The following is a 26,979-nucleotide window of genomic DNA, read 5'->3' as shown; positions in this document are numbered from 1 at the left end:
CGCGCCCGGAAGGTCAGTCGCCCGCGAGGGCCGCCGCGCCGATGATTCCCGAGCTGTTGCGGTGCACGGCCGGCAGGATCGGGGTGCGCAGCTTCAGCAAGGGCAGGAAGCGGTCCGGATGCTTCGACACGCCACCACCGACGACGAACAGGTCGGGCGAGAACAAGAACTCGACGTGGTCGTAGAAGAGCTGCAGGCGCTTGGTCCAGTCTTCCCACGTCAGGTCTTCGCGCTCCATCGCCGAGTACGCCGCGTACTTCTCGATCGACTCGTCGTGGTACCAGAGGTGGCCGAGCTCGGAGTTGGGGATCAGAGTGCCGTTGTAGATGAGTGCCGAGCCGATGCCCGTGCCCAGCGTGGTGAGGATCGTGAGGCCGTCGTGGCCCTTCGCGGCGCCGTACCGGACCTCGGCGACACCCGCGGCATCCGCGTCATTGACGAACTGGATGTCCCGTCCGAGACCGTCCTCGAAGAACTTCTCGGCCTCGAAGTCGAGCCACTTCTCCGAGACGTTCGCGGCCGAGAGCGTACGTCCGCGCTTGACGATCGCGGGAAAGGCGACACCGAGCGGAACCGTCTGGTCGACGCCCCCGAGCCGCTCGAGCACTTCGCGAACCGCGCCGAGGACGTCGTCGGGCGCCGCACCCTTCGGGGTGTCGACGCGGATGCGGTCGCTCAGCAACTCTCCGCGCTTCAGATCGACGATGCCGGCCTTGATGCCGGTCCCCCCGATGTCGACACCGACAGCACGGTCAACGCTTTTTGCCATGTCGCTCAGCTTAGCGAGAGCGATGCGCCGTTCCGGCTCGCGGAGGGCGATGCGGCACGTCCGCAGCCCCGCGGTCAGTAGGATCGACACGGAACGCAGATCGAGGGAGAACCGGTGTCCGAGAGCGAACAGAAGTACTGGTACAACCTGACGACAGGTCAGGTCGAGAAGGGGTTCGAGTCGCCCGCGATCGATCGCGCCGGCCCGTTCGACACCGCGGAAGAAGCGGCCAACGCGCCGCAGATCATCAAGGATCGCGCGCGGGCCTGGGCCGAAGACGACGCCCGTGATGCCTCGTGGGGCGCTTCCGCGTCCGGCGCCGGCGAAGAGCCCCAGTAGGCTGGGCAAGCAGCGGAGCTGCGGAGGGAACCATGGACAAGCAGCGTGATTTCGTCTTGCGGACGATCGAAGAGCGGGGCGTCAAGTTCGTCCGCCTCTGGTTCACCGATGTGATCGGGACTCTCAAGTCCGTCGCGATCGCTCCGGCCGAGGTGGAGGGTGCCTTCGCCGAGGGCCTCGGCTTCGACGGTTCGGCGATCGAGGGCCTGACGCGGAGCTTCGAGTCGGACCTTCTCGCTCACCCGGACCCGGCGACGTTCCAGATCCTGCCGTGGCGGGGCGAAGTCGATCCGACCGCCCGCATGTTCTGCGACATCACGACGCCCGACGGACAGCCCGCCGTGGCCGACCCGCGTCACGTCCTCAAGCGCACGCTCGCGCGCGCAGCGGATCGCGGCTTCACGTTCTACACGCACCCCGAGATCGAGTTCTACCTGCTCAAGTCGTCGGCGTACGGCCCCGAGGGCCCCGAGCCCGTCGACTCCGCCGGCTACTTCGACAATGTCCCCGGTGGTACGGCGCACGACTTCCGTCGCCGCTCGGTCCGGATGCTCGAAGACCTGGGAATCTCGGTCGAGTTCAGCCATCACGAGGGTGGACCCGGCCAGAACGAGATCGACCTGCGCTACGCCGATGCCCTCGCGACGGCCGACAACATCATGACGTTCCGCACCGTGATCAAAGAGGTCGCGATCGAGCAGGGCGTCTACGCGACCTTCATGCCGAAGCCGCTCAGCGGTCAGCCCGGTAGCGGGATGCACACGCACATGTCGCTCTTCGAAGGCGATCAGAACGCCTTCTACGAAGAGGGCGCCGAGTACCAGTTGTCGAAGGTCGGCCGGCAGTTCATCGCCGGGCTCCTGCGTCACTCCAACGAGATCGCCGCCGTCACGAACCAGTTCGTCAACTCGTACAAGCGCCTGTGGGGCGGTGACGAGGCCCCCAGCTTCATCACGTGGGGTCACAACAACCGCTCCGCCCTCGTGCGTGTTCCGCTCTATAAGCCCAACAAGAGCCAGTCGTCGCGCGTCGAGTACCGCGCGCTCGACTCGGCGGCGAACCCGTACCTCGCGTACGCGCTCATGCTCGCGGCGGGACTCAAGGGCATCGAAGAGGAATACGAGCTTCCGCCCGAGGCCGAAGACAACGTCTGGTCGCTGAGCGATGCCGAACGTCGTGCACTCGGATACAGGCCGCTCCCGGCGAGCCTCGACCACGCCCTGCAGGCGATGGAAGAGAGCGAGCTGGTCGCCGAAACCCTCGGTGAGCAGGTCTTCACCTACGTGCTGAAGAACAAGCGCCGTGAGTGGCAGGAGTACCGCTCGCAGGTCACGCCGTTCGAGCTGAAGAGCAATCTCGAGATGCTCTGACGGGAGCGCCCGCTCCCATGTCTCCGGAACGTTTTCAGTCGCGCACGGGTCTCGCGCGGCTCGGCTTCACCGAACTCGATGCAGCGGAGCGCGGTCTTGACGAGCTCGAAGAGCTGACGGGGCTGCCGCGCGATTCGTGGATCGCCGAAGCATCCTCGGCGGGTGATCCGGATGCCGCGGTTCGCGGCCTCGTCGCGGTGGCGCGCCGAAATGCCATTCCCGTCCGCGAAGTCCTCGCGAGCGCGTCCGCGCATCGCGCGGTCTGGGCGCTGCTCGGTGCGAGCGAGGGATACGCGTCGTTCTATCTGCGTCATCCGGGTGAGCTCGAGGACCTGCTCGAGCCACGCGGCCTGCTCGCCTCGACCGAAGAACTGCGGGCCGAGATGCTCGCGTCCGTGGGCGCGGTCGACGGCTTCGCCGAGAAGAGCGCGGACGGCTGGATCGCCTTGCGCATCTGTTACCGGCGACTCGTTGCGCGGATCGCCGTGTACGACCTGCTCTCACCGGACCCTCCGGGCGCGATCCGCGAGGTTTCGGCGGCGCTGGCGGACGCGGCGGCCGCCGCGCTCGAGGCATCCTTGGCCGTCGCCCGTTCGCGTATCTCGGCATCCGCCGCCGGTCCCGGGGGGCTGTTTCCTCGGGAGGATGTCGCGCAGACGCGCCTCGCCATCATCGGTATGGGCAAGGCCGGAGCCCGCGAACTGAACTACGTGTCCGATGTCGACGTGATCTTCGTCGGGGGCGGAAGCGACGAACTCGTCGAACGCACGAGCGAGAGCCGCGTACTCGACATCGCCACGCGCCTCGCCGTCCAGACCATGCGCGGGATCGAAGAGGCCGAGATCGAGCCGCCGCTGTGGGAGGTCGACCCGAACCTGCGCCCCGAGGGCAAGCAGGGTGCGCTGGTCCGCAGTCTCGATTCGCACGTGTCGTATTACGAGCGCTGGGCGAAGAGCTGGGAGTTCCAGGCGCTGCTCAAGGCGCGTCCGCTCGCCGGCGACGTCGACCTCGGACGCGCGTACGTGGAGGCCGTGCAGCCCAAGGTGTGGACGAGCGCCGCGCGCGAGAACTTCGTCGATTCGGTGCAGCGCATGCGCGAGCGCGTCACCGAGCACATTCCCGCCGAAGACGTTCCCTATCAGCTGAAGCTCGGGCCCGGAGGCATCCGGGACGTCGAGTTCACCGTGCAGCTTCTGCAACTCGTCCACGGGCTGACGGATGACTCGATCCGGCAGCGGGGGACACTCGCGGCGCTCGATGCCCTGGTCGCCGGTGGGTACATCGGTCGCGTCGAGGCCTCCGCTTTCGCGCAGGACTACCGCGTGCTGCGTCTGCTCGAGCACCGGCTGCAGCTCTGGCGTCTCGCGCGGACGCACCTCATGCCGCGCACCCCCGAGGGGCTGCGCACGCTCGCTCGGGCATCGGGGCTTGCCGACACGGGGGATGGCGTCGGTGCGGTCTGGGATCAGATCAAGCGCGAGGTCCGAGACATCCATGTCCGGCTGTTCTATCGTCCGCTGTTGTCGGCGGTGGCCGCGCTGCCCGAGGACGGCCGGGTGCTCTCGACGGCGCAGGCGCACGACAGGCTTGCGGCGATCGGCTTCCGCGACCCGGCCGGGGCGCTGCGGACGATCGGCAGCCTGACGAGCGGTCTGAGCCGCAAGGCCACGATCCAGCGGCACCTGATGCCCGTCATGATCCGCTGGTTCGCGGACGGCGTCGACCCGGACTACGGACTCCTCGCGTTCCGGCGCGTCAGCGAGCGCCTCGGCGATACTCCCTGGTTCCTGCGCCTGCTCCGTGACTCGTCGGGCGCGGCCGAGCGGTTGACGCGCGTGCTGTCGGGATCCCGCTACGTCGGCGAGCTGATGGAGTGGATCCCCGAATCCGTCGCCTGGCTGGATGATGCCGAGCCGCTGCGACCCCGCTCGGGCGTGGCGCTGCAGGAAGAGGCGCGCGCCATCCAGACGCGTCACAAGACGATCGACGACGCCATGCGTGCCGTGCGCGCCCTGCGCCGCCGTGAGCTTCTCCGCACCGCCATGGCCGCGGTGCTCGGCGTGCTGACGATCGAAGAACTCTCGGCGAGCCTGACCACGATCACCGACGTGACGCTCCAGGCGACACTCCGGGCGGTGCGTCGCGAGGTCGTGCCGCCCGAGGATGCTTCGCTGGACTTCGCGATCATCGCGATGGGCCGATTCGGGGGAGCTGAGCTCGGGTTCGGATCGGACGCGGATGTGCTCTACGTCTACCGCCCGGAGCAGGTCGAGCCGGAACGCGCGCACCAGTTGTCACTCAAGATCGTTGCCGAGTTGCGGCGCGTGTCGGAGGACTTCCGAGCCCCGCTGGACCTCGATGCCGACCTGCGCCCCGAGGGCCGTACGGGGCCGCTCGTGCGTTCGCTCACGTCCTACGCCGAGTACTACTCGCGCTGGTCGCTGTCGTGGGAGGCGCAGGCGCTCCTGCGCGCACGGGGCGTCGCCGGTTCGGTCAAGCTCATCGGGGCGTTCATGGAGCTCGCGGACCGGCTGCGGTACCCCGAGCATCCCGACCCGCAGGGTGTGCGCGAGATCAAGCGCATCAAGGCGCGCGTCGAGACGGAGCGCCTGCCGAAGGGCGTGGATCGGACCCGTCACCTCAAGCTCGGTCCCGGCACGCTGAGCGACGTCGAGTGGCTCGTGCAGCTCACCCAGCTCTGTTATGCGCACGAGCACCCCGAGCTGCGCACGACGTCGACGCTCGGGGCCTTGGATGCGGCCGTCGCCGCCGGCTTGATCCCGCAGACATCCGCGGCACGACTGGCGGAGTCCTGGCACCTGTCGACACGCCTTCGGTCGGCGAACACCCTGCTGTCGGGCCAGACGAGCGATGTGCTGCCGACGGATCGACGACAGCTCGACGGCATCGGACGCATCCTGGACTATCCGCCGCGCTCGGCGACGCAGGTCGAAGAGGACTACTTCGGCACGGCGCGTCGTGCCCGCCGCGTGTTCGAGAAGCTCTTCTACGGCTGACCTCTCCGCCGCCCTCGCGAGGGATGGTTCCCCAGGGGAGCGGACCGACCGCGTGGGGCGGCACAACAACGGGAGAGGGCCCCGGGATGATCCCGGGGCCCTCTCTGCGTTCGTGCTCGACGTCAGACGCCGAAGTACAGCTCGGCTTGAGGATCTGAGAACCGGAGGGGGTTCCGCAGGCTCACACTTCCCTGCAAACACAGGGAAGTGCAATGGTGAGCATGAGTGGGGTCGCTGCTGCGGCTGTCCGAGAACCCGTCCGTTTACTCGATTCTTGGCCGTCCTACGGGGGTCGCTGGAGGTCTGCGGGTGGTGCCGCCTACCTCATTGGTATGAGCGACAACCGCCCCCGCCTCTGGACTCCGCAGGAGCTTGCGGAGTACACGGGCATCCCGATCAGGACGCTCGCTGACTGGCGGACGGAGCGTGCGCGCAGCCGAGGTCTCGGGTTGCCGTTCGTCGCACTCTCGTCGCACAACGTCCGCTACCGCGATGAGGATGTCGAGGCGTTCATCGCGCGGCGGATCGTGGCCCCGACGGATAGGGCGGGCGACTGATGGCGCGGCCGAAACGCGCGCTCGGCGAACTCGGCAAGGTGACCTATACCGTCGAGCCGAACGGCCTGGTCATCGCGCGGGCGCGGGTCTATGACGGCCAGGGGCATGAGCGTCGTCCCAGCGGCAGCGGAGCGACCGAGGCTGAGGCGTTGGTCGCGTTGCAGGAGGCGGCCGATGTCGCTGTCGGTCGAGTCCTGGCGCGACGGACGCAGTTCATGACTGTCGCAGAGCTGGCGACGGCGTGGCTGAAGACGGCGTATCACGACGATGATCCGCGGGTGCTGCGTCAGCGCCGCGAGCAGACCGTCGATGGCTACGCCTCGATGGTGCGCGCGCATGTCATCCCGCGTGCCGGGGCCATCCCCATCGCCGACATCACCGCCGACCGTGCTGATGGGCTGCTTATGGACATCGCGCGGGAGAAGTCGGTGACGACCGCGAACAAGGTTCGGAACGTGATGTCGCTCATGTTCGACTGGGCGATCCAGCAGGGGTATTTCGCGGCTGCCGGGTCGATCCAGAACACACGGTACGGAGCGGTCGTCGTGGCGAACCCGATCCGTGCGACCAGGCGAGCGGACGAGCCGGACACGGTGTACTTCGAACTCGACGCGGTGCAGGTCAAGTACATCCTCCACCTCATCCGCGAGGTGTGGCCCGAGCGGCACCGGAAGCGGTATCCGGTGGGCCGACGGCCCAACTACAAGCTGCTCGCCGACTACATCCTCATCACGCTCGGCACCTCCGAGAGGACGGCAGAACCGATTGCGATCCGGTTCCAGGACGTGCGGTTCGAGGCGGTGGAACAGCCGGATGGAAGCCTCACGATGGAGGCGCTCGTGTGGGTCGGCGGGACGATGGTTCGCACCAAGTCCCGCGGCCTGTTTCGCCAGGACTCACCCAAAGCGGAGCGGCAGAAGCGGTGGGTTCGCGTTCCAAAGTTCGCGGCGAAGGTACTGAGCGAACTCGTGGCCAGCCACGTTCCCGATCCCGAACGGAACCCTGACGACGTGCTGTTCACGACCGAGCGCGGCCGTCCGCGCGACCCCAGCGCAGTCGGCGAGTTGCTCAGGATGTTCCGCCGCGAGTTCGAGCCGGAACTGCTCGCTATCGGGGTCGACGCCGAGCACCTCACCTTCCGCAGCCTCCGCAAGGCGGTCGCTGCGGCGGTATCGGGCACGGCTGGCGTCGAGGTCGCACGCGACCTGCTCGGGCACAGCAGTACCGACATCACGGAAGGGCACTACGCGAAGCGTCGCGACCTCATCGTCGAGGTCGCGGCTGACGCGCTCGACGAGGCGTTCGCGGGCATCGACGTATGAACTGTAAGGCTCAAGAGGGGGATGCTGTATGAACACTTGTATTGTCCAGAGTGTGCAGGTGGAGGTAGGATGGGGTCATGACCATGACGAGCTTGACGATCAACCCGGAGGATGTGCGCTCCAGCGCCGGGGCACGCCCGGCTTGGCTGGAGCAGGTCGCCGCGTATGTGCAGCAGGCGGCAGCCGATGGGGAGACGGTGACGCTGACGGCGAAGCGCCGCATGATGACCCCCGAGCAGGTCGCCGACGCGATGGGCGTGTCTCGTCCTACCATCTCGCGGAAGATCAAGGCGGGGGAGATTCGCGCGGTCAAGGTCGGCAATCGCAATCGCATCCCCTACGAGGAGTTCGAGCGGTACTGGCGCAAGACGATGGGCGACCTCGTGGAGCTGACGCGCGATGAACTCCGTGACGACCTCTTCGGTGATCAGTGAGCTGACGCGCGTTCTCCTGGACGCGAACATCATCGCTAAGCCCGTCACTCGGACTCTGCTGGTCGTCGGCGGGATGCCGAGCGGCTTCCGCGCCTTCTGGAGCCGGGCTGCCGAGCGGGAGGCCCAGGTGCATATGCGCCCGAGGGCTTTGCCGCCGTCGAGTGTCCGGGAGCGATTCGACGTCTTGCTCGGGCCGACCGGCACGGGTGCGGAGCGCTTCGGAGGCACGAAGGGCGCGGATCGGCAGATCCTTGCCGATGCTGCGGCCGCGGGCGCGCGCTTCCTGGTCACCGAGGATGTGGACGACTACGGGCTGGACGATCTTGCTAGCGTCTGCATCTCGGCGGCGAACCCCGATCTGTTCCTCGCCGCGCGGCTCACCCGCGATGCCTACTCGACGGTGATCGACCTGTTCGTCGAGCGTCAGCTCAACCCGCCGACCACGCCCGCGCAATTCCACGCCGCCATCGCCAAGAACCACCCGCGCCTGTTCGCCGCACACGCGGACCTCTACGAGGTCGAACCCGAACACGGCATCCACGGCGAACCGGAGGTGATCTTTCGCGGCGTGCGCTGCCTGCGCTGCGAGCAGATCATCGCCGACCCCGCCACGATCGTCGACGGGCTCGGCCCGGAGTGCCGCTGAGCTACAGCCGCGGGGCGTTGCCCGGCGGCGCGGCCGGAGGCGTCACGGGGACGAACGGGTTCGCAGGCTCACGCCCCGCACCATCCCGCGACCCGAGGTTCGGTTCGTAGGAGCGCACGGCCTCGACGGTCAGCTCGACGCGCTCGGACTTTGGCGCGGCGGGCTCAGGTGCCGGTTCGTCCTGCATCGCGGCGAGCTGGGACTCGACGCGGGCGAGGTCTTCCTCGGCGTCGGCGAGGGTCTGTGCGTGGCGGAAGGGCTGGCCGAGGCGCTGCTGGGTGTCGGCGACGGTCTGCTCGGCTTCTTCCAGGTCTTCGCGGGCCTGGTCGAGAAGGGAGGGGATGCCGCTGACGCGGTTCTCGATGCGCTGCACGAGCCCGAGCCCGGCGTCCAGGAACGACTCCTTCGGCAGCGTGAATCCCGAGCGGGGCACCTCGGGCATGGAGATGGTCACATCGAGGGCGGCGAGCCCGGAGCGGGCCTCGACGTGGATGTCGAAGCCTGAGATGCGGCCGATGATTCCGAAATCCTTGTGCCCGTACCGCGGCAGCCACTTCAGCCCGGAGTCGCTCATCCACGCGGCGAGGGCGTGCGCGGCTTCGGAGCGGGAGTCGTAGTCGCGCGTGCCGAGCGTGATGTGGAACCTGTCGCCGCTCGTGTCGATCATCCGTGGGGCAGCGGCCTCCAGCCCGCGAATGTCCGCGGCGGCGCGCTCAGCGGCTGACCGGGCGCGATTGCCGGTGTGGACGAGCATGTCCTCGTTGCGCTCGTGCGCACGCTGGAGTCGGCGCAGCCGATTGACCTCGTTGAGGATGACGGAGTGCTCCAGCAGGAGCGGGTTGCCGGAGGCGATGGCCTTGGCTTCGGCAGCGGACAGCGCGGAGGTGTCGATCTCCTCGATCTCGCGGGCGTTGATCTTCCCGCGCAGGAGCTGCGCGAACGACGCGGCCTTCCGCTCGACGGTCTGCCACATATAGGAGTCGAAGGATCGTTCGGTGACGTAGCGGACGATCGCCACTTCCTCGTTCTGGTTGCCCTGCCGCATGATGCGTCCGTCGCGCTGGGCGATGTCGGAGGGCCGCCACGGGCAGTCCAGGTGGTGCAGGGCGATGGCGCGGGCCTGGACGTTGGTGCCGACGCCCATCTTCTCCGTCGAGCCGATCAGCACCGCGACGTGGCCGGCGCGGGCTGCGGCGAACAGGCGCGCCTTCTCCACGTCGGTTTTCGCCTCGTGCATGTATCTGACCTGCTCGGCGGGGACGCCGCGCTGCACGAGCTGCTGCCGCAGCTCGTCGTAGGCGTTCCACCTGTCCTGGTTCGGGGTGCCGATATCAGAGAACACGAGCTGGAGCGACCCGCGCACCGTGGAGGGCTGCCCGGTCAGCGTGTCGAGGTATTCGTTGTCGCGGGTGCGCTCCCAGATGCGGTGAATCGCGTCGGCGGCGACGTCGACCTTGCTCGGCCCGGATGGGTCACGGGGGATGACCATGCGGATGTCGAGTGCGGCCTTGCGCCCGTCGGTGGCGATCAGGAGCATGTTGTCCTCGTCGGGGCGCACCTGGCGGGTGGCGACCTTCTCGGCGCGTTCGGCGAGGGAGGCGACGTACTGCTCCAGCTCGACGGTCGGCTGCACCGGGACGGTGGAGGGTGCGCGGCTGCCGTCGTCGCGCTGTACGAGCGAGGGCACGGGCAGGTCGAGGTCGTCGGCGGTCTTCACGTCGGCGAACACCGACCACATCCGCAGCAGCTCCTGCCCGTTCTGGAAGCGCGCGAACCGGGTCTTCATGCGGAACGTGCTGCCGGTCGGCGAGATCTCCATCTGCGTGACCAGCTCGCCGAACGTCGCCGCCCACGCATCGAATGCGCCGACACCCGCGGACTCCAGCACGTCTGGCCGCAGATATCGCTGCATCACATAGGTCTCGGTGATCGAGTTCGAGATGGGCGTCGCCGTCGCCGCAGTCACGACCCGCTCGCGCCCCGCGGAGCGGAGGTATTCGAGCTTCATGTGCAGGTCGCTCGCGCGATCCGAGCCCTCGATCGCGGCATCCCTGATGTTCGACTCCGTGGCGAGGTTCTTGTACATGTGCATCTCGTCGACGATGACGTAGTCAATGCCGGTGTCCTCGAAGCAGACGCCGCGGTCGCGGTCGGAGTCGAGCCGATCCTTGAGCTTGTTCTCCATCGCCAGGAGCTTCCGCTGGATGCGCTTGACGCTCATCCGCTGCTCGCCGGTCGCCTCGTCCAGCACTCGCCGTACGTCGTCTACCTGCCCGCGGATGTACTGCTGCTGCGTCTCGGCGCGCAGCGGGATCTTGGCGAACGCCCCCTGCGTGAGGATGATCGCGTCCCACTCGTTCGCCGCCGCCCGCGCGACGAACAGCCGCCGCTTGTCGGCGGTGAGGTCGAGGCTCGACGCGGCGAGCACGCGGGCACGCGGGTAGACCTGGAGCCACTCACGCCCGAACTGCTCCAGCATGTGGTTCGGCACCACGACGACGGGCTTGCTGATGAGCCCCATGCGGCGCATTTCCATCGCGCCCATAATCATCTCCGCAGTCTTGCCCGCGCCGACCTCGTGGAACAAGCCCGCCGCAGGCTCGGACACCATACGCGCGACGGCGGCGCGCTGGTGCGTGCGCGGCTCGAAGGTTGCCGCGAGGCCCGGCAGCGAGAGGTACGCCCCGGCGTTCGTGTAGTCGCGGAGCACGATGGAGTTGAAGCGCCGGTTGTACTCGTCCACGAGCGCCTGCGCACGAGCCGGGTCTTCCCACACCCACTCGCCGAACCGCTCCTGAAGCGCGTCGGCCTTCTCCTGGGCGGCCGCGGTCTCTACGGGATTGAGGATGCGGCGCACCTTCCCGTCGATGTCCTTCTCCTCGTCATAGACGAGCATCGTGCGCTGCTCCATCACAGCCTGCGCGATGTCCGGCGCGGGACGCCGCGGGGTGCCCCACTCGGAGGTGGAGGGGAGGCCCTGCCGACCGCCGCGAATCTCCCACATTCCCGGTAGCGGGTTCTCGACGCGCACGTCCTGCGCGCGCAGGATGCTGCGGAGAAACTGCTCGTGAACGTCGGCGCTGATCCAGACGGCCCCGAGCTTGGCGTGAATGTCCTGGATGCCGAGCGGCGTGGGCAGCACCTCGACGATCGCATCCACGTTGAGCTGGAATGTCGGGTCTTGCTCGGCGCGCTGGCGAGCGGCTTCGAGCTTGACCCGCACATCGCCGGACAGGTACTCGGGCGCGTGGACGAGCAGATCGGTCGCCGGGTCGGTGAACACGAGCGTTCCCAGCGCCTCGCGCGCGTCGCGGTCGTTCATCCCGAGCAGGTCGGCGATGAGGGGCAGGTCGATCCCGCCGGTTCGATCGAGGCTGACGGCGATGGCGTCGGCCGGGCTGTCGACACCCTGCACCTCGGCGCGCGGCACCACCACGCGGTGGCTCATGATCGCGGCAAGCGACGCGGACTGATCCTCGTCGTCGAACTGTTCCAGCGCGAGCACCAGGGGGCCGAACGGGTCGGAGCGCAGCAGGCGGATCGGTGTCGGCACGATGCGGGCGAAGGTCTCCTCGCCGTCCTCATTCGTGCGCCCGGTGGGGCGCAGCGTATAGCGGTTCAGCGCCCCATAGGTGCCGACGTACTTCAGGTAGTCGCGCCGCAGCGTAGTGCGAATGAGCACGATGTCGGGGGTGTCGTCCACGCTCGCCGCTTCCGCGGTCAGCAGGCGGGATGCCCCGTCGCGCAGACGCAGCAGGGCGCGTAGCTCGCGCTCGGCGGACTTCGGCACCGCAAGCGGCTCCAGCGCGCCGGAGACAACGGTGCGGAAGCCGCCGGTTTCGCTCGCCACGATGCTGCCGTCCCATAACTCCGGCGCCGACGGGGTGAATGCTGCCCGGCGCGCCTGCTGCTCGGCGGTGCGCTTGGTCATCGTCAGCCCGGCGCGGCGCGCGGAGAACACGATCTGGTCGACGGCGACCGCGAGTTCCGCCTCCAAGTCGGCCAGATCGGTCGTGATGGTGAGCGTGGCCGCGTCGTACATCCCATGGCCGACGCCGACCTCCCCGAGCATCTGCTCTGGGCGCTCATCGAAGTAGCGGTTGATCCGCATCGGCACGCCGTCGATGGGCACCTGCGCGACCGTCTCCCAGGCGTCATCCCGCATCTGCTCGCCGGGGACTCGCCGCCGGAACACGAGCAGATCGGTCACGACCTCCGTTCCGGCGGCACGGCGGTGCGCGCCAGTGGGGAGGCGGATCGCACCCACGAGATCGGCAAGCTCGTTCATCTCCCGCCGCGCGGCGGGGTTCTGCGCGTCCATCGTGTAGTGCGATGTCAGCACCGCGACGAGGCCGCCGGGCCGGGTCAGCCGCAACGACTTGATGATGAAGTGGTTGTGCATCGACTGCCGCGTGGCGTTGTGTAGCGGGTCGTGCAGGGTGACGCTGCTGAACGGCACGTTTCCGATGGCCGCATCGAAGTGGCCCTCGGGGAGCCGGGTGTCGGCGAACGACTCGGCCCGCACGGTTGCGTGCGGATACAGCTCGGCGCAGATCGCCGCCGTCAGCGGGTCGAGTTCGACCCCGGTCATCTGCGCCGAGTCCGGCGCGAGACCGATGAACGTGCCTGCGCCGGAGCCGGGCTCGAGGACCGCGCCGCCGCGGAACCCCAGCCCGTCCAGCAGCCGCCACACCTGCCGCGCGATCATCGGGTCGGTGTAGTGCGCGTTGATTGTCGTGCGTGCCGCCGCATCCCACTCGTCATCACTCAGAAGCTCACGCAGCTCCGCACGTTCGGCATCCCAGTCCGGCTTCAAGTCGTCGAAGACCTCGGGGATCGCGCCCCAACTCGACCAACGCGCGAGCACGCGCTGACCATCCGGCGACGCCGGGCGACCCGTCGACCTCAGATCGTGGATGAGCTGGATTGCCTCCACGTTCGCCCGGTAGCGGGCCTTCGCCCCCGACGGGCCGAGGTCGTCCTGTGAGGCTGGGACGAACCGGGGCGCTACCGCAGTTCGCGGAAGAAGCGGATCGTCGCCGCCTCGGCGAGTGCCGGCTGGTTCGCCCTCATGTACTCCCGCGGAGGTTCCGTTGCCGCGAGCTCCAGCAGAAACTCGATGGGCAACGCCCAGGTCTTCGCCATCTCCTCCAGGTCCGTCGAGGAGGGCATCGAATCCGGGGAGTCCTGCATCCGCTCGGCCCAGAGGATCAGGTTCTCGTCGGAGGGACGGGTCTGCTCCCACTCCTCGCGTGCCTGCTCCAGCGGCAGGGTCGGGTCGGTGATCCACGCCAGTTGCGCCATCACGACCTCCTCCGCTTGCTTCCGGGCCGCTGTCAGCCGGGCGACCTTCTGCAAGAAAGTCTCCCCCCGGAGGTCGCTGCCCGCCAGCATCGACGCGAGGTTCGTCACTTGCTCCTGCATCTCCAGGCCCAGTGCCTCGAAGAACACCATCGGATCGCTCAGGTCGGCCAGCCGGTTCGGGGCTGTCGCTTGCCAGTGTGACAGCGCCATCTGCCCGTATTTGTTCATTGCTCGCCCCAGCCTCGCGTGACATGGTGAGCGCGGCGTCGGCCGACGGCTCGTCCACTCCCCACAGATCGAACTCCAGTTGCCCCGGCCAGGGCTTCGGGGATCGTTGTCGCGCCATTCCCTGTCACCGCCCGAGACCTACTGCTCCGCCGCGAGATGCGCGTAGAACTCGTCCTCGATCGCCTGCCTGCGCGCCACGTCCTCCCTGACGAACTGCGTGAAGTCCGCATCACGGTCGGCGATCACCGTCTCCACGGGGGCGGGGCGCTCCTCCTCACCCGGCCACACGGCCTGCCGCGTCGGCCGGTCGGTGTTAAGCTTCGTGCCGCACGCGGTCACCGCGTCGCGCAGGCGCTGCTGGAAGTCCCAGAAGTCGCGCCACCAGCCGAACGGAGCCGAGCCGTGCTGCTTCGCGTCGTAGGCATTCAGATAGTGTTGGCGCAACGCCGATAGCGGCCACACCAGTTCCGGATGCCGATGCCAGAACGGCGGCACGACGTTCACACTCAGCCCGAACTCGTGACGCAACCAGTTCACGAAGGCGTTCAGCTCCAGCCACTCCACCTGTGCCTCGGCCGCGGTCAGGATGTTCCAGTTCACTGGGCGCGGCGGCTCCGGCGCGTCGCTCGTCTCGGAGTCTGGCTCCTTGGCCGGTCTCGGCGAAGGAGCCACAGGGTCGGGCTCCGGCTCTTCGAGCGGCGGCACGTCGAAGTCGGGATCGTCGACCGGGAACAGCGACTCCTCGGTGGTCATGCCGCCGCCTCACAGCGCCATCGGGCGTGGCGACGGCTGCTGCGGGAGAGTTGGGTCCGGCGCTTCGATGGGCTCGCGCTCGACCTGTTGCGAGCGCGAGCGGCCACGGTCGACGGCGTAGCTCGTGCGGGCGGCATCAGGACCGACGTGGGTGGCGATGAACTCCTCGCCGCTGACCTTCTCCCCGTTCTTCTCGTAGCTGAACTTCTGAACGTGGCCGCTGGCGACGAAGTTGTCGCCGCGCGCGAACTTCTCGTAAGCGTGCTCCGCGCTGCGCCGGAACATCTTGAACGGATAGAACTTCGTCTCGCCCTGCGTGAACGAGCCGTCCGGGTTGCGCTCGAACTGCTCCTGACCGATCCACGCGAACAGCCGCGCCTCGCCGTCCTCGTTGAAGGACAACTGCGGGTCGCTGGCGAAGAAGCCCCACAGGGACTCTTTGGTTCGCATCGGGATGCTCCTGTCTCATCAGAAGGGTTTCCTGATGGACAGGTGCGCATCGCGTCCCGCCGTGCGGTTGACGCGTATCCCGAAGCAGACTGCTGCTGCGAAAGTATGTTCGAGTATAGGACGGTAGGGCATGCGTTGAAAGTGAACCAACGGTGCTGGTATTGGCGCGGTCGTGAGCCAAGTCCAGGCTCTCTACGCAGCCGAAAAATCGCGACCCAGCGATAGCCTCCCGCTTCTCGCCCACCGCAATAGCCATGCATCGAGATTTGCCGATATGATCGGTTGGTGCCGATGATTCTTGAGCTGTCCGCCGCGGTGTCGCTGTTCCACTCGCTGGCCGATGCCAGCCGCTTGTCGATCCTGCGTCGGCTGAGCCAGGGGGAAGCGCGCGTGCGGGATCTGACCGACGAGCTGGGGCTGGCGCAGTCGACGGTGTCGGAGCATGTGGCGTGTCTGCGGGACTGCGGCCTGTTGGTCGCGCGGGCGGAAGGGCGCCAGAACTTCTACGCGGTCGCCACCCCCGAGGTGATCGACCTGCTGGAGACTGCGGAGCAGCTTCTGGCGGCGACGGGCTACCAGGTCGACCTCTGCGCGACCTACGGTCGCGACGCCCGATGATCGCGACCATCGCCGCGGCGGTCGGGCTGTTCGCCGCGACGAACATCGACGACATCGTCGTCCTCACGGTGCTGTTCCTCGCGTCCACGCGCGGCGCCCTGCCGGGCTGGAAAGTCGTGGCCGGCCAGTACCTCGGGTTCATCGCCCTGGTCGCGCTGAGCGTGGTCGCCGCGGCGGGCCTGACGATCGTGCCGGACGAGTGGGTCGGCTTCCTGGGCCTGGTGCCGCTGGGGATCGGGGTGTACGGGCTGATCCGCACCCTCCGCCGCCGCCGCGGGGACGACGATGACGGGGACGAGTCCGCGATCCGCGCGGGCGGGCTGCTCGGGGTGGCCGGCATCACCATCGCCAACGGCGCGGACAACATCTCCCTCTACACCCCGGTGTTCCGCACCGCCCCGATCCCCGACACCGTGATCACGATCATCGTGTTCTTGATCCTGGTCGCCGTGTGGTGCCTGGTGGCCCGGACCATCGGCACCAACAAGAAGGTGACCGAAGCCCTGGAGAAGATCGAGCACTGGCTGGTCCCGGCCGTCTTCATCGGCCTCGGGCTGTACATCCTGATCGAGTCCGGCGTCTTCGTCCGCCTGTTCCAGGTCCTGGCATGAGCCGACCGGCACCGCATCGCCCGGCCCGCATCGCCGTCGTCGTCGCTACCATCGCGGCCGCGTTCACGGTCGACCAGCTCACCAAGGCGTGGGCGCTGTCCTCCCTGAGCGATGGTCGCATCGTCGAACTCGGGCTCGGAGCCCGGCTCGACCTGGTGTTCAACCCAGGGATCGCGTTCGGACTCGGCGCATCGCTGGGCCCGGCGCTGGTCATCGCCCTGATCGCGGTCGCCGCCGCCCTCGTGACCTGGACGATGCTGCGCGCCATCAACGGAACCAGCCTCGGCGGGACCGCGCTGCTGGCCGTCGCCGCCGGTGGGGCGATGGGCAACATCTGGGATCGCATCAGCCGCGCCACCGACGGCCCACTCACTGGCGAGGTGGTCGACTTCATCGCCGTCGACTGGTTCGCGATCTTCAACGTCGCCGACATCTTCACCACCTGCGGCATCGCCGGCTGGGCGCTCACCCTCATCCTACACCGCCCGCCCCACGCTGCCCCCAACTCGACCTCCCCGGCCGCCGGCCGGATCCTCAACCAGGAGAACCTCTGATGACCCACCCCCTCCCCGACTCACGCCGGACAACCCTGCACCGCCGCGTCCGCTTCATCGTTGGCTTCACGATCACCTGGAATGTCATCGAGGCGATCATTGCGATCTCCGCCGGCGCCATCGCATCCTCCGCCGCGCTGATCGGATTCGGCCTCGACTCGGTGATCGAGGTCGCCTCCGCCGCCGCGATCGCCTGGCAGTTCACCCGCAAAGACCCCGAACGCTGGGAGAAGATCACAGTCCGGGTGATCGGGATCGCCTTCTTCGCCCTCGCCGCCTACGTCACCATCGACGCGATCCTCGCCCTCACCGGCGTGCAAGAGGTCGACCACAGCCCGGTCGGCATCGGCATCACCGTCACCAGCCTCATCGTCATGCCTGCCCTGGCCTGGTTCGAGTTCCGCACCGGCCGCGAACTCGGCTCCAAGAGCGTCCAGGCCGACGCCAAGCAACTCCTGCTGTGCATCTATCTCTCCGGTACTGTCCTCATCGGACTGCTGCTCAACAGCCTCTTCGGCTGGGCCTGGGCCGACTCCGTCGCCGCCCTCATCGTCGCCGTCCTCGCCATCCGCGAAGGCATCGAAGCCTGGCGCGGCGACCTCGAATCCCCGTTCGAGGTCCTCGAAGCCCTTGAGAAGACCGACAGCGAAAAGAAGTAGCCAGCGTGACCCACACGAGACCCCGCGACGAGCAGCCGATCGCCTGCACCCTTCCCACGCTCGCCGCCGCGAAGCAGCAGGTGGAGAAATGGCACGCCTTCGAGGCCGACTATGCCCTCAACACCGAGCGCACGGACGGCAGCCTCACCATCCACTACGCCAAGGTCGAAGACTCCGTCGACCGCCTCCGGGATCTCGTCACCATCGAGAAGGCCTGCTGCGCCTTCGTCGACTGGACAATCGACGACACCCTCCACGACCTACGACTGATCGTCACCGGCACACCTTTCCAGCTCGCGGCCATCAACGTCGGCTGAACCCAAACTCCAGTCACCGCTGCACTGCGCCGAGATCATCCCCGTCACCGTCCAGCCGATCACCACGGAGCCGCAAGGCAACCCACAGCGCGCATCGGCGACAGATGAATGCAGCACCGTCCACAAGAGCGTGAAGCTTCCTCCGCGGGTACTCGCGACCACAACACGAGCAGCTCACAACCTCGTCCATCGCCGTCATGCTCGCGACGCTATTCCGCCAAGAGCTACTCCGTCTATTGCGAGTACCTCGTCTAGTTCTCGTGGAAGCTTCCAGATCCGAGCCGATGAGCGATCGCCGTCAAGTGGGACGATATCCACGGGCTCGATCAGCTCAACCGATTGCGGGTTGATCGGTATCCGTCGCGAGGGCAGAGTCTTCAGAGGGGAGCTTCCGCTCATCCGGCCGCATCGCCCTCTCGACTTCCGCGCGCTGCGCGAGCAAGGTGTCGGCATCCGGTCGGTTGAGCCAGTAGCGCATCGTCGTGATGATGGGCGGAGCAGAGCGCAACAGCACGAGCGAGGTGCCCTGGGGCAGGGTGCGGATGTCTTCGACCTTCACGATCGGCACTCGCCGAACCGACCGCTGATTCGAGCGCAGGCCGCGCTCGCCGATGGTCACCGTGTCCATCGTCTCGTCGCGTTCGCCGATCAGCGTCGACAAGTCCTGGAGGTGCCGTGTGTCGGTTCCTCCGCCCAGCACGATCTTGGTGATGCTGGCGTCCCACATCGCGGTTGCGGCGTGGTCGCCCCAGCGACCTCGGGCCTGCGCGAGCGACTGGAAGACGGGCATCACCGTCAGCCCAGTGCCCCCACCCTCGGCCATGAGCACGGGGAGCGAGGGCAGGGGCGCGAGATTTCCGATCTCGTCGAGAGCGAGCAACACCGGAGGATCAAGCCGCGCACCGGGCGAGCGCGCCGCGAGGCGCCGAGCCGTCTCCACGAGGTCTTCGATGAACGCCGCGACGAGCGACGAAGACGCTCCGGCTCCGGCCCCTGTCGCCAGCAGGTAGAGGGTGCCGGAGTCGCGCAGGAACGACTCGGGGTCGAACTGCTCGTCTTCCGTGGGGCTAACCGCCTCCAGCACCCTCGGATCGGCGAGGGATGCGAGGGAGAGCGAGACGCCCTGCCAGATGGAGTCGCGGGTGCGCGGGTCGGCTTGCAGCATTCCGTCGAGCGACTCCGCCCACCCGGTTGCGGCCTGTGGGTGCGACGAGAGGATCGAAACGGCATCCGCGGCTGCTGCGGGATCGAGTGTCCAACGGAACAGTTCGGCGGGCTGTCGGTGGTCGAGGGCAGCGGCGTGGAGGAGCGCCTGTAGCGCGGTGCGTGTCTTGCCTTCCCAGAAGCCGCCGTTCTCGACGGAGGGGCCGGAGAGCCCGGTGCCCGCGGCGAGGCCGGTGCCGCGGATCATCGCCGTGAGCGGCAGTTCGCATCCTCGGATCGGCGACCACCGCAGTCCTGCTGGCACGCCTTCGGCGAGGTGTTGGGGATCGAACACCGAAACTGGGCCGCCCCGCGCCTGGCGAGCACGGAGGGTCGCTGTGAGGTTGTCCGGCCTAGTCGAGGTCGTGATGACGGCGCCGGGCGCGTCGAGGATGGTGTTGATGACGATGTTTGCGCCCTTGCCGGATCTCGGCGGGCCGATGAGCAGGATCGAGTCCTCGACGGATGTCCATACGCGCTTGCCGCGCGATCGGCCGAGTAGGTAGCCGACTTGCTCGGGCTTCGGGTCGACGAGCGATGGGCGTAGCGTCTGCGCGCGGCCGAGGAGGTTGCGTTCGGATGCGGCGCGCTGCACGTCGCGCGCCTCAGCGACCCCTTCGATTCGACTCGGGTCGGCCTTGGCGCGCTTGCCAAGCTCTCGGACCCACCGCCAGATCAACCACGCCGCTACGACGACCGCGGCGAGCAGTAGAGCGGCAGTGATCCAGTAGGCGACGGGATTGAGCGAGGCGGAGCCGAGCGCCGCGCCGGGATCGCCGGCGCTGAAGATCACACCGACTCCTGCTTCCAGACCTGCTGTGGGTTGAGGCGCGCCCGTGACGAACGCAGCGATGCTCCCGGCAATGCGAAGGGCTCCGGCCAGCAGCATCGCGCAGATGAGCGCGCCGAGTGCGAGATTGGTCAGCTCGCCGAATGCTGCGGCCCTTGGCGAGCCGGTCATGACACGCGGTCGACGACACAGGTGCCCGAGACACGGCCGAGCAGGATGACCTCATGGGTTGGGCTCAGATCGAGCAGGCGCGGCTCGATCTGAGCTCGCGTCGCACCCTCACGGCTAGCCGCAGTGTGCCGCACGATGACCGCGACCGCGACCTCCTCACCCGGCACGAAGCCTCCGTCGTTCGCCACAGCGAGGAGGTGCATCGAGTCGGTCTTACCAGGTGCGGGGGTTCCATCCTGTGCTGAGGCAGGCGACTGCTCGGGCAACGCGGGCGGGTCGGGGACGTGGCGAAGCGGAGTGGTCACGATGTCCGTGTAGACGGTGCCGTCGAGTTCGTGCATCACGACGCGCACGGGCGAGCGGCGCTGCTTCATGACTGAGCTGATGATCTGAGCGAAGGAGCTTCGCTGCCACGGCGGGGCGAAGGTCGACGGATCGAATTGCTCCCCGTCGACGAGGACGCGCAGTGTGGCGTCCGACTGCACCGTCATCGTGACGACCGGAAGCACAGCCGGGATGTTGGTGGAGCCCTCATGATCGGTCTCTCGGCTCGTGCGGCGTCGCCACGGAAGTGCGATGGTCATCTCATGCTCCTCTGGCCTTCTGGCCTGTCTCGTACATCGCAAGTTCGGCGGGGTGGAGCTGGTGCTGGACGACGAACGAGCGGTTCTTGATCCTCCACAGTCCCTGCCCGGTCCCGAGACCCGGCAGCAGCCCTTGCTCGGTGCCGGTGAGTCCGAGGGCCTGCGCGGTCGCGCCGAGTTGATCGCTCTCCTGCCGGTAGATGACCCGCGTCTCGGCGTTGGCGAGCAGGGACGAGGCGAGGGCGCGCATGGCCGAGCCCTGGTCGCCCACGTTGTCGAGGTCGCTGAGCTTGTGGAAGATGAGCAGATTGGCGATGCCGTAGTGCCGCGCGAGCCGCCATTGCGCGTCCATGCGGCGCAGCAGCGCCGGGTGCGACATGAGCCTCCATGCTTCGTCGTACACGACCCACCGCTGTCCGCCTGCCGGGTCGAGCAGCGCCGATTCCATCCACGCCGATGAGCACGTCATAAGCACGGAGATGAGCGTCGAATTCTCGGCAACCCGAGACAGGTCGAGCGACACCATCGGCAGCGATGGGTCGAAGCGCACGGTGCTCGGGCCGTCGAACAGACCGGCGAGGTCACCGGCCACCAGCCGCCGCAGCGCGTGGCCGACGAGACGCCCGTCCTCGGCAAGCCTTCCGTCGCCGTCTTCAGCGTGCGGAGCCAGGATGCGGTCGACCACCATTGGGAGGATCGGCACCTCGGCCGAGCGCACCGCATCCGCGAGCGCGATGTCGACGGCCGTGTGCTCCAGCGGTGTGAGCCCGCGGTCAAGCACGGTCTCGGCGAGCGCGCCGATCAGGTCACGCCGCCGCGAGGTCACCTGGCTCTGCCACTCGGCGTCACTGAGGCCTGAAGGACGATGCCCCTCATCGAGCGGGTTCAGGCGCGTGGACATCCCGTGGCCGAGCATGATCGCGCGCCCGCCGACCGCTTGCGCAACGGCGGTGTGCTCGCCCTTGGGATCGCCGGGGACGTAGACCCGCCGACCGAACGGAATGGATCGGGTGTAGAGGCTCTTGGCGAGCGAGGACTTGCCCGAACCTACGATGCCCGCGAGCACGATGTTTGGCGCGGTGATGATGCCCTGCGCGTAGAGCACCCAAGGGTCGTAGACGAACGACGCGCCGCTGTAGAGATTCTGACCGACGAACACTCCAGCCGAGCCGAGCCCGCCCTCGGCCAGGAACGGGTATGCCCCGGCCAGCGTCGCACTCGTGTCCTGGTGGCGCGGCAACCGGAACCGGCCCGGCGTGCGGAGCGCCGCGGGGCGGGCTTCGCCGGAGGTCGGGAGGTACGTCGTCGCGCGCCGCGCTTCACGTTCCCCCTGCCACTCCGCGCGCGCCCGGTCCTGCTGCGCCTTGCGGTCGGCGGCCTCGATCTTGCTCGCCGCTCTCCGCCGAGCCTTTCGTGCTGCGCGGCGCTCGCCTGCCGGATCGAGCAGAACCGCGGTGTGCAGGCGCTCGCGGTCGTCGGGGCTCATAGTGACAGCCCTCGCCGAGAGTTGAGCGGAGGACCATCGAACGGATCGCGGGAGAACGGGTCGAGCCCCGGCTCGTCGCCGACGGGTGCCGGATGCCACGCGATCCGGCCCGAGCGCTGTGACGCCTCATCCACGGCGCGTTCGGCTTGCCCGATGGCGGCTGCGGCGCGACGGAGCGCGCGAGCGGCGGAATCGGCCTCAATGAGCCCCCCGCTGCGGTCGCCGTTGTCGAGGAACGCCCTGCCTTGGTCCCGGACGTGCGCCGCCGCGACCTGCTCCAGCACTTGCTCCAGCGAGCGCAGCGTCCCGAGTAGCTCGCCGACCACCTGATAGGTGTCCGCGGGGTCGCGGAACGCGCGGCTCGCGTGCGCGAGCGCCCGCACCGACTCGCGGGCGTCTGCGGCGTCCTCCACAGGGTTGCTGAACGTCGGCATCTCGTCTCCCTCGCGTCTCGATCTGCCAGGAAGGTGCGCACGGTATCCCCGACGTCGGAGGTCGAGGCTACGGTCGATCCGACGACCTGTCGTGAGGAAGAGCATGAGCGCAAGCACCTACCGCGGCCAACTTGAGCGCAAGCGGAAGCAGCGGATCGACGCGGAGAAGAAGGCTGGAGAGTACCGCGGGAAGGAATCGAAGAAGCGAGCTGAGTCCGCGGCAGCTCGTGCCGCGGCCAGCAAGTCGAAGAGCTCCAGCACCATCCAATCCAAGCTGCGTGAAGCCGAAAGGAAGGAATCGGAGGCTGCCGTGGCAGGTAAGGAGGCGAGTCGATGGCAGTCGCGTGCGGCCGGCTATGCCAAGGAGGAGATGGCGCTTGCCGACAAGCTCGCACGGGCAGAAGCATCCGAAAGCAACGCCGCTGAACGTAGACGCAAGCTGGAGCAACAGCGTGCGGATCGGCAAGCCGCGGCACAGCGCGCCGTGCTCGAGCGGCGGCTGAGCGCCACGGAGTCCGCCGTCTCGCAAGTCATTCGTGAGCTTCCTGCCCCGAAGCCTGAGAAGCTCCGCGTGCTGATGCTCGGCGCATCGTCGGAAGGCGATCTGCGCGTGGGGCGTGAGCAGAAGCGGATTCGTGCAGCGGTCGAGTCGGCGCTTCATCGTGACTTGGTTGACCTGGATGTCCGTCCTGCTGCAACGACGGCCGATCTGCTTGATGGCATCACGAAGTTCCGCCCGCACGTCGTTCACTTCTCCGGCCACAGCAACGAGGACTTGATCGTCTTCGAAGACGAAACCGATATGCCCCACGAGGGTGTGATCGTGAGCGCGCGCGCCTTCGCTGCCGCGATCAATGCAACGGACGACCCGCCCTTGCTCGTTCTTCTGAACTCCTGCCGGTCTGCTGGTCAGCTTGACGCCCTCGTTGCCGACATTGTTCCGTTCGCGATTGGCATGGCAGACGAGATTGAAGACGGTGACGCGATCAGCTACGCGGCGCAGTTCTACGCCGCGGTGGCGAACGGACAGTCGATTAGCTCGGCCCATCTGTCTGGGCAGGCGGCTCTGCAACTGGCGGGTCTCGATGGCGCCGACCTGCCGACTCTAGCCTGGGCAGAGGGCGTCGACCCATCCGCGACTTTGCTCGTGCGTCCGGCCGAGTGACTATGACCTGATCGGCGAGAGGGGACGCAGCGCGCGCGTCCTCACACGTCTCGACAGAGCGGGAGCGCGGCGACGGCGAATGCGGTGGCTTGCTGGCCGACGAGTCTGCGCGTTTCGCAGGACGCCTGGACCGCGGCTTGCTCGATGGCGGCGATGGCGGCATCCAGCTCATCGACCGTGGGCGCGGAGACGGAGATGAGGCCGGTGTAGCGGAGCACGCCGTGCCCCGCGGTGAGGTCGGACTCCTGCTGTAGCACGTCCTGGTACTCAGCCGTGCGCGAGGCGTCCTCGACCTGCCCGATCTTCGCGCGTTGGGTTGCGTCGGAGAGCAGGCCGACCTTTTTCTTCCGCAGGTCGCGAGCCGCGATGTCGGCGCGAACTGGCGTGCAAATGAGCGAGAACGACCGCTGCACGCCGGAGGTGAGCAGCAACGGGGCGAGGAATCCAGGGAACACCTGCGAGCGCGGCCACTCGGAGAGCCAAAGCACGGTGTGGTGCGCGGAGTCGGTGCGCACGCGATCCCAGCTCTCGGTCACCGCGACCGGCCCCGCGGTGGCGAGGGAACGCCCGATGTCGGCGTGCCGCTCCAGCGCGGGCGCGGCAGCTGGGTCGTAGGCGGAGCGCAGGATGACAGCGACCTCGCCGGGCGCGAGCCAGCCGGTCGTGGCGAGGTCCGCAGCTCGCAGCGCTGTGACGAGCGTGGTCATCTCCTGACGCAGCACGGCGGCAGCTCCACGGATGCCGCCGCCCGCTGAGCGGATCTGTCGCCCCGAGGCGTTCATATCGAGCGCAATCGAGATGGTCGTCGCATGGCGCTCGCCGGTCGGCCCGGCACGCTCGATCAGCTCCCGGTAGGTGGTCGCAGGCCAGGATTCATCGTCGGTGCCGTGCCTGGCCCACCATTCGGCGAGCCCCGTGCCTGAGTCCGGTAGCGTCCGCTCGCAGACCTGGAGCCGGGCGATCCGGCCCGAGCGGCACGCGGTCGCGAGCACCCGACCCCAGCCGTAGATCCGCCGCTCCTGCTCGCTCGGATCGAGCAGCACGAACGCCGGGTGCGTCACCCCCAGCACTGCGGTCAGGGTCTGAGCGTGGGGGTCGTGCACCATCGCCGCGCCCGTCTCGGGATCGACCCATTCGCGCAGCGCGGTCGCATCGCCGGGGAGCGCGAGCGTGCCGACCGGACGCGGCTTGATGACGCGGCGGCGGAAGATCAACTGCCCTGCGGTGCTCCGCCACATCCAGCGCGACACGATGGGCAGCCAGTCCACGAGCTTGCGCCCGCCCACGGGGACGACCGCGAGCAGCAGGCAGCTGAGCCAGATCGGGGATGTCCAGACCAGCCCCATGCCACCGCCCGTGTAGATCGTGGCGACGACGGTGACCACGCCGATGCCCAACACGATCAACTGCGAGATCGACAGTCCGAGCAGGATGCCACGGTGCGCGAGTCGGGAGAACTGCACGGGGGAGAGCTGCTGCTCGGGAGCCGGGGAGTGCTGGGTGGCCATGTTCTACCCCTTCCTTGGCGCTACGGGTATCGGCGGCGTGGATGTCTCTGCGTGCCCGGCTGCTGCGCCGCCGACCGCGGCACCGACTTTCGGCCCAGTCGTCGCCGCGGCTTTGACGACCTGCGCTCCGACGACGGCTGCGGCCGCGGGGCCGGCCGCTGCTGCCCCGGCACCTGCCGCGCCTCCCGACGCCGCCGCTCCGCCGCCGGAAGCGGCCGCCCCGCCACCTGCGCCCGCAGCGCCGCCTGCTGCGCCACTTGCAGCGGGAGCTGTGCTCGGTGCGGGAGGAGTCCCGCCTCTCGCGCCGCTTTGCCCTCCGAGGACGGACTTTGCCGCGTTCGGCTGGGCCTTGACCGGCAGCGGGACGGGCCGGTTGAGCGCCGACTTCGCTTCCTGCTCGCTCGACATCGCGTGGTACATGTCGAAGCCCACGAACGAGATGAACTTGTACGTCAGGTACGGCGCGAACGCGGCGATGAACATCAGCACGACGCCCGAGATCGGGTCACTGATCGAGGCGAGGTCGAGGTCGATGGGAGCGCTGATCTGCCCAATGGCGACCAGGAGCACGACGACGATGACGAGCTTCGAGAAGATGAGCGCCACGACGAACGCCGCCCAGCGTCCGAACCAACCCTTCGCGGCATCCCAGGTGAACCCGGCGAGTGCGATGGGCGCGAAGACAATGGCGACCAGCAGAAGCGCCTTACGGATAAGCAGCGTGAACCACACGATGCCCGCACCCGCGATGCCGAGCCCGGCAAGGAAGATCGTGATGATCGCACCGACGCCGGGCGAGGCGATGTTGATCGTCGTCAACCCAGCGGCGAGCAGTGCCATGCGGTCACCGATGCCTTCCATCGTGTTGCCAGTCGCCTGCACGATGCCGATGGTGAGCTGATCGGTGACCTCCAACAGGGTCGCGGTGAGGGTGATGGTGACGAACGATCCGAGCACCGACTTGGCAAGTCCCACGCCCGCGCGCGACAGTGCCATCGGATCTCGATGCACGAGCCCGGTGATGAGCTGGAGGCAGAAGAAGACGAGCATGACGAAGATCGCCACCCCGAACAGCACGTTATAGACCGAGACGTACTGGCTTCCGGTCACGTCGACGAGCGTGGTCGAGTCGAACACCGCCCACACGCTCTCGAACAGCCAGGCGGCGGCCTGCCCCATTGCCTGCGCAAGCCAGTCGAACGGCGCGGAGATGAGCGACGCAGTTCCCTCACCCACGGCATCGCACACTGACGCGATGACGGGCACATCACAAACACTCATCGGCTCAGCCATCTCAACTCGGTCGTGGTGCTAGACCGACTGGCCGACGTTCCAGAAGAAGTTGACCAGGGTGACGGATGCCCCGCAGATGATGGCCGCGCCGCACGAGACGAGCACGCCGACCTTGCCCCGGCTGGCGAGGTGCGGATTCGAGCTGTTCGCCCCGTAGCCCCAGACCACGGCCGAGATGATGAGGGCGAGGACAGCGAGGATGAGCCCCACCGTCATGGCCGCGCCGACGATGACACGAAGCTGTTCGATGCCGGGCAACCCGTCGGTATTGGGGTCGATGTCGATCACTGTGTGCTCCTTGGGACTGGCGGGAGAAGGTTTCTCGCTAGTCAGGTGCGCACGCAGTCCCGGTTACGCTTCCACGTCGTCGTGGACGCCGACCTGCGACAGCTCGATC

25 protein-coding genes are annotated in these 26,979 nt (G+C 68.0%); 13 read left to right on the top strand and 12 right to left on the bottom strand.

Annotation, left to right across the window (positions count from 1 at the left end):
- Window positions 1-13 precede the first annotated feature (13 nt).
- A complete protein-coding gene (ppgK, locus tag C2868_RS08005) occupies window positions 14-769 on the bottom strand; it encodes a polyphosphate--glucose phosphotransferase (RefSeq protein ID WP_100811304.1) in 756 nt (251 codons plus the stop codon).
- A gap of 114 nt (window positions 770-883) precedes the next feature.
- On the opposite strand from ppgK, the gene C2868_RS08000 reads away from it, so the two are divergent.
- The 7 genes from C2868_RS08000 (at window position 884) to C2868_RS07970 (ending at window position 8,454) form a co-directional block, all read left to right on the top strand.
- Window positions 884-1,108, top strand: a complete 225-nt coding sequence (locus tag C2868_RS08000; RefSeq protein ID WP_100810620.1) for a hypothetical protein — start codon at window positions 884-886, stop codon at window positions 1,106-1,108.
- Between the two features lie 32 nt (window positions 1,109-1,140).
- Window positions 1,141-2,478, top strand: coding sequence for a type I glutamate--ammonia ligase (gene glnA / locus C2868_RS07995; protein WP_100810621.1), 1,338 nt, complete (start codon window positions 1,141-1,143; stop codon window positions 2,476-2,478).
- Window positions 2,479-2,495: 17 nt separating this feature from the next.
- Window positions 2,496-5,495: a bifunctional [glutamine synthetase] adenylyltransferase/[glutamine synthetase]-adenylyl-L-tyrosine phosphorylase gene (locus C2868_RS07990; protein WP_100810622.1), complete on the top strand. Its 3,000-nt coding sequence runs from the start codon at window positions 2,496-2,498 to the stop codon at window positions 5,493-5,495.
- 332 nt (window positions 5,496-5,827) lie between these two features.
- Window positions 5,828-6,052: an AlpA family transcriptional regulator gene (locus C2868_RS07985; RefSeq protein ID WP_100810623.1), complete on the top strand. Its 225-nt coding sequence runs from the start codon at window positions 5,828-5,830 to the stop codon at window positions 6,050-6,052.
- A complete protein-coding gene (locus C2868_RS07980) occupies window positions 6,052-7,374 on the top strand; it encodes a tyrosine-type recombinase/integrase (RefSeq protein WP_100810624.1) in 1,323 nt (440 codons plus the stop codon). The genes C2868_RS07985 and C2868_RS07980 overlap by 1 nt, the downstream gene beginning before the upstream one ends.
- A 77-nt stretch (window positions 7,375-7,451) precedes the next feature.
- Window positions 7,452-7,808, top strand: coding sequence for a helix-turn-helix domain-containing protein (locus tag C2868_RS07975; RefSeq protein ID WP_100810625.1), 357 nt, complete (start codon window positions 7,452-7,454; stop codon window positions 7,806-7,808).
- Window positions 7,783-8,454, top strand: a complete 672-nt coding sequence (locus C2868_RS07970) for a hypothetical protein (protein WP_146048023.1) — start codon at window positions 7,783-7,785, stop codon at window positions 8,452-8,454. The genes C2868_RS07975 and C2868_RS07970 overlap by 26 nt, the downstream gene beginning before the upstream one ends.
- Before the next feature lies 1 nt (window position 8,455).
- On the opposite strand, the gene C2868_RS07965 is transcribed toward C2868_RS07970, so the two are convergent.
- From C2868_RS07965 to C2868_RS07950, 4 genes are all read right to left on the bottom strand, one after another.
- Entirely contained in the window at window positions 8,456-13,390 is a 4,935-nt protein-coding gene (locus C2868_RS07965) for an SNF2-related protein (protein WP_181003388.1), read from the bottom strand.
- Between the two features lie 71 nt (window positions 13,391-13,461).
- Window positions 13,462-13,986 carry a hypothetical protein gene (locus C2868_RS07960; protein ID WP_100810627.1) on the bottom strand — a complete coding sequence of 175 codons (525 nt, stop codon included), beginning with the start codon at window positions 13,984-13,986 and terminating at the stop codon, window positions 13,462-13,464.
- Window positions 13,987-14,124: 138 nt separating this feature from the next.
- Complete coding sequence (locus C2868_RS07955; protein WP_100810628.1) at window positions 14,125-14,739, bottom strand: hypothetical protein; 615 nt, start codon at window positions 14,737-14,739, stop codon at window positions 14,125-14,127.
- A gap of 9 nt (window positions 14,740-14,748) precedes the next feature.
- Window positions 14,749-15,189, bottom strand: a complete 441-nt coding sequence (locus C2868_RS07950) for a single-stranded DNA-binding protein (RefSeq protein WP_232711163.1) — start codon at window positions 15,187-15,189, stop codon at window positions 14,749-14,751.
- A gap of 291 nt (window positions 15,190-15,480) precedes the next feature.
- On the opposite strand from C2868_RS07950, the gene C2868_RS07945 reads away from it, so the two are divergent.
- From C2868_RS07945 to C2868_RS07925, 5 genes are read left to right on the top strand one after another with little or no spacing between them, the layout of a single operon-like run.
- On the top strand, window positions 15,481-15,807 hold the full coding sequence (locus C2868_RS07945; protein WP_100810629.1) for a helix-turn-helix transcriptional regulator: 327 nt from the start codon (window positions 15,481-15,483) through the stop codon (window positions 15,805-15,807).
- Window positions 15,804-16,418 (top strand): cadmium resistance transporter, encoded by a 615-nt coding sequence (locus C2868_RS07940; protein WP_100810630.1) that lies wholly within the window; start codon window positions 15,804-15,806, stop codon window positions 16,416-16,418. The genes C2868_RS07945 and C2868_RS07940 overlap by 4 nt, the downstream gene beginning before the upstream one ends.
- Window positions 16,415-16,972, top strand: coding sequence for a signal peptidase II (locus tag C2868_RS07935; RefSeq protein WP_100810631.1), 558 nt, complete (start codon window positions 16,415-16,417; stop codon window positions 16,970-16,972). Before C2868_RS07940 ends, C2868_RS07935 begins: the two co-directional genes overlap by 4 nt.
- The gene (locus C2868_RS07930) at window positions 16,972-17,631 is read left to right on the top strand and encodes a cation diffusion facilitator family transporter (RefSeq protein WP_100810632.1); all 660 of its coding nucleotides are present in this window, start codon (window positions 16,972-16,974) and stop codon (window positions 17,629-17,631) included. The genes C2868_RS07935 and C2868_RS07930 overlap by 1 nt, the downstream gene beginning before the upstream one ends.
- A gap of 5 nt (window positions 17,632-17,636) precedes the next feature.
- Window positions 17,637-17,948 carry a hypothetical protein gene (locus C2868_RS07925; protein ID WP_100810633.1) on the top strand — a complete coding sequence of 104 codons (312 nt, stop codon included), beginning with the start codon at window positions 17,637-17,639 and terminating at the stop codon, window positions 17,946-17,948.
- Between the two features lie 331 nt (window positions 17,949-18,279).
- On the opposite strand, the gene C2868_RS07920 is transcribed toward C2868_RS07925, so the two are convergent.
- The 4 genes from C2868_RS07920 to C2868_RS07905 are packed head-to-tail and all read right to left on the bottom strand — an operon-like array spanning window position 18,280 to window position 22,616.
- Window positions 18,280-20,112, bottom strand: a complete 1,833-nt coding sequence (locus tag C2868_RS07920; RefSeq protein ID WP_103663116.1) for a type IV secretory system conjugative DNA transfer family protein — start codon at window positions 20,110-20,112, stop codon at window positions 18,280-18,282.
- Complete coding sequence (locus tag C2868_RS07915) at window positions 20,109-20,696, bottom strand: hypothetical protein (protein WP_100810635.1); 588 nt, start codon at window positions 20,694-20,696, stop codon at window positions 20,109-20,111. The genes C2868_RS07920 and C2868_RS07915 overlap by 4 nt, the downstream gene beginning before the upstream one ends.
- A 1-nt stretch (window position 20,697) precedes the next feature.
- Window positions 20,698-22,182 (bottom strand): ATP-binding protein, encoded by a 1,485-nt coding sequence (locus C2868_RS07910; RefSeq protein ID WP_100810636.1) that lies wholly within the window; start codon window positions 22,180-22,182, stop codon window positions 20,698-20,700.
- Complete coding sequence (locus C2868_RS07905; protein ID WP_103663115.1) at window positions 22,179-22,616, bottom strand: hypothetical protein; 438 nt, start codon at window positions 22,614-22,616, stop codon at window positions 22,179-22,181. The genes C2868_RS07910 and C2868_RS07905 overlap by 4 nt, the downstream gene beginning before the upstream one ends.
- 103 nt (window positions 22,617-22,719) lie before the next feature.
- Between C2868_RS07905 and C2868_RS07900 the strand changes: the two genes are divergently transcribed.
- Complete coding sequence (locus C2868_RS07900; protein WP_100810638.1) at window positions 22,720-23,781, top strand: hypothetical protein; 1,062 nt, start codon at window positions 22,720-22,722, stop codon at window positions 23,779-23,781.
- 41 nt (window positions 23,782-23,822) lie between these two features.
- Here the strand turns inward: C2868_RS07900 and C2868_RS07895 are convergent, their stop codons facing one another.
- The 3 genes from C2868_RS07895 to C2868_RS07885 form a co-directional block, all read right to left on the bottom strand.
- Window positions 23,823-25,289 (bottom strand): SCO6880 family protein, encoded by a 1,467-nt coding sequence (locus C2868_RS07895; RefSeq protein WP_100810639.1) that lies wholly within the window; start codon window positions 25,287-25,289, stop codon window positions 23,823-23,825.
- A 3-nt stretch (window positions 25,290-25,292) separates the two neighbouring features.
- Window positions 25,293-26,525 carry a conjugal transfer protein TrbL gene (locus C2868_RS17405; protein WP_374935766.1) on the bottom strand — a complete coding sequence of 411 codons (1,233 nt, stop codon included), beginning with the start codon at window positions 26,523-26,525 and terminating at the stop codon, window positions 25,293-25,295.
- A gap of 75 nt (window positions 26,526-26,600) precedes the next feature.
- On the bottom strand, window positions 26,601-26,870 hold the full coding sequence (locus C2868_RS07885) for a DUF6112 family protein (protein ID WP_045246597.1): 270 nt from the start codon (window positions 26,868-26,870) through the stop codon (window positions 26,601-26,603).
- Window positions 26,871-26,979 lie beyond the last annotated feature (109 nt).

Source organism: Microbacterium sp. CJ77 (assembly GCF_002911615.1).
GTDB lineage: Bacteria > Actinomycetota > Actinomycetes > Actinomycetales > Microbacteriaceae > Microbacterium.
The sequence above is the reverse complement of the archived record's forward strand: the minus strand, read 5'-3'. Positions and strand labels throughout refer to the sequence as shown.